This is a genomic window from Candidatus Neomarinimicrobiota bacterium (assembly GCA_022573815.1).
In the GTDB taxonomy this organism is placed as follows: Bacteria; Fidelibacterota; SORT01; order SORT01; family SORT01; genus JACZTG01.
Genome location: JACZTG010000061.1, coordinates 1 through 2,610 on the forward strand (window position 1 = coordinate 1; position 2,610 = coordinate 2,610).

Consider the following 2,610-nt stretch of genomic DNA (forward strand, 5'->3'; position numbering starts at 1 on the left):
ATCACATTTTCCAATTCTCTGACGTTACCCGGCCAGAAATATGATAGAAGATAATCCACAGCCTTTGACGTAAAACCATTCACGGTCTTGCCAGCTTCACTCCCACATTTTTTTAAGAAATGATCAATTAATAACGAGATGTCTCCTTTTCTTAACCTCAGTGGCGGTAGATAGATCGGGATGACATGTAATCTGTAGAATAGGTCTTCTCTAAAACTCCCTTCTTTTATCATGCTACCCAGATCTTTGTTCGTAGCCGTAATTATGCGTATGTCCACCCTTCTATTTTTTGTTTCTCCGACTCGCCTGATAAACCCCTCTTCCAAAGCACGTAAAAGCTTTACCTGCACATTTTTACTGATGTCGCCTATCTCATCTAAAAATAGAGTTCCTTGGTCAGCAGATTCAAACAGCCCGATTTTATCTTTTGTTGCGCCTGTAAATGCCCCTTTGGCATAACCGAATAACTCGCTTTCGAGCAAAGTTTCCGGTATGGATCCGCAGTTAACGGTGACAAATTTCTTATCCGCTCTTCCGCCTGTGAAGTGGATAGCCCGAGCAACAAGTTCTTTTCCAGTTCCTGTTTCTCCATATATGGCTACATTTAAGTTGTTTTTTGACGCTCTTTCAATCCACGCATACACATCTTTCATTCCTGAGCTTACGCCAATAATATTGCCCATCTGATATTTAGCGGACAACTCGAGTTGAAGCCGTTTATTCTCATCTAAAATCCGTTTTTTCTCAATTACTATCTCTAATCTTCTTATTAAATCTTCTTCTGTGTAAGGTTTTGTGATATAATCCTCAGCTCCTTCTTTTATCGCTTGAACAGTCGAATCGATACTCGCGAAAGCGGTAATCATTACTACTATAAGCTCGGGGTATTTCTGTTTGAGTGATTTCAGCAGGCTCATCCCGTCCAATCCCGGCATTCTAATATCTGTTAATACGAGATCGTAATTTTCTTTTTCAAACTCTATAATTGCCTCATCTCCGCTTTCACATGCGGTCACCTGGAATCCGGCTTCGGATAAAAGATTCGGTATAATAATCCTTGAACCTTTATCATCATCTACGAATAATATTTTCCCTTTCACGATTTTTCCAGTCCGTTCGTTGTCGGAAGAGAGATGGTAAATAGGGTACCTTTTCCGACCTCGCTTTCAAGCGAAATGCTACCTTCATGTGCTTTGATTATTCCGTATGAAATCGATAATCCTAATCCGGTTCCCTTACCTACATCTTTCGTTGTAAAGAATGGGTTAAACACTTTCCCTAATTTTTCTTCCTCAATACCTATTCCTGTATCCTTAAATTCAATATTCAATAGATCCCCTTCTTTATCTAAGGAGGTTGTTATGAACAACTCCCCGCCATCGGGCATAGCATGAAACGCATTATTTATCAAGTTTATAAATACCTGTTGTATCTGGTTTTGATCAATATAAATTTCTGGTAAATTCTCTTGAAAGTGATTTTTAAGAGTGATATCCGGTGGAGATTTCACCTTGTCAATCTGATTAATTACTTTATCCAACAGTTCATTTATGTTAGATGGTTGAACGTCAAGCGGAGCTTCTCTTGCAAATGAAAGTAAATTACCAATTATTTTATGAGCGCGTTGAGCATCTTCATTAATCCCTTCAAGGTACTCGGCATATCTTGAATCACTACCTATCTCTCGGCTTAGTATTCTGCTATAACCGATAATATTTGTCAATGGATTATTAATTTCATGCGCCACTCCTGCAGCTAATTCACCTATCGCGGCAAGTTTAGAAGATTGTTCAAGAGAGGCTTGTGTTCTTTTTTTCTCGGTAATATCCTCTTTTACAGCCAGGAAATGAGTGATCTCACCTGTGGAATTCTTGATTGGTGAAATCAATGCCGATTCCCAGTAAATTTGTCCGTTTTTCTTTCTATTTTGAAATTCACCACTCCATTCCTTTCCTTCCATGATTGTGTCCCACAGCTCTTTGTAAAACATTTTAGTCTGGATTCCGGAATTCAAAATTCTCGGATTTTTATTTATGACTTCCTCTGCTGTATAGCCTGATACACGGCAGAATTTAGGATTTACATAGATTATCTTTCCGTCTGTGTCAGTTATTACTACACTGCTGGGACTTTGTTCGACTGCGCTTGAGAGTTGACGGATTTGTTCCTCATTTTTTACACGCTCGGTTATATCTCTGGTAATACCCCGATAACCCTGTAAATTCCTCTTCGTGTCGAAAACCGGATTTCCGGTCATTTCGAAGATTAACCGTTCCCCATTTTTATTATAATTTATATACTCCAAACCTTTAAATGGCTTATCTGAAGAGAGGAGATCATGAAATTTCTTTTTAAAACGTTCGGCATCTTCCTGCTGCATGAAATCAAAAGGTGCTTTACCGATTACCTCATAGGGTTCGTATCCCAGAAGTTTTTTTATCATCGGACTCGAATATGTAAAGGAACCTTTGTCATCAACCTCCCAAACCCACTCACTGATCGACTCGACCAGAGTACGGTATCTTTGTTCACCTTCCCGTAACGCAGCCCGCGCTCGTTCTCTTTCTGCAAGTTTCAATTTCTCACTTAATCTTTCTTTTGCTTCCTCGG

Annotated in this window: 2 protein-coding genes; both read right to left on the reverse strand. The window is 39.3% G+C overall.

Translation table 11 applies throughout. The features are described 5' to 3' along the window. A partial coding sequence (locus tag IIB39_11340; protein ID MCH8929289.1) for a sigma-54-dependent Fis family transcriptional regulator occupies nucleotides 1-1,100 on the reverse strand: 1,100 nt, incomplete at its 3' end. Then, entirely contained in the window at nucleotides 1,097-2,578 is a 1,482-nt protein-coding gene (locus IIB39_11345) for a PAS domain S-box protein (protein ID MCH8929290.1), read from the reverse strand. The genes IIB39_11340 and IIB39_11345, both read right to left, overlap by 4 nt. Between the last annotated feature and the right edge of the window lie 32 nt (nucleotides 2,579-2,610).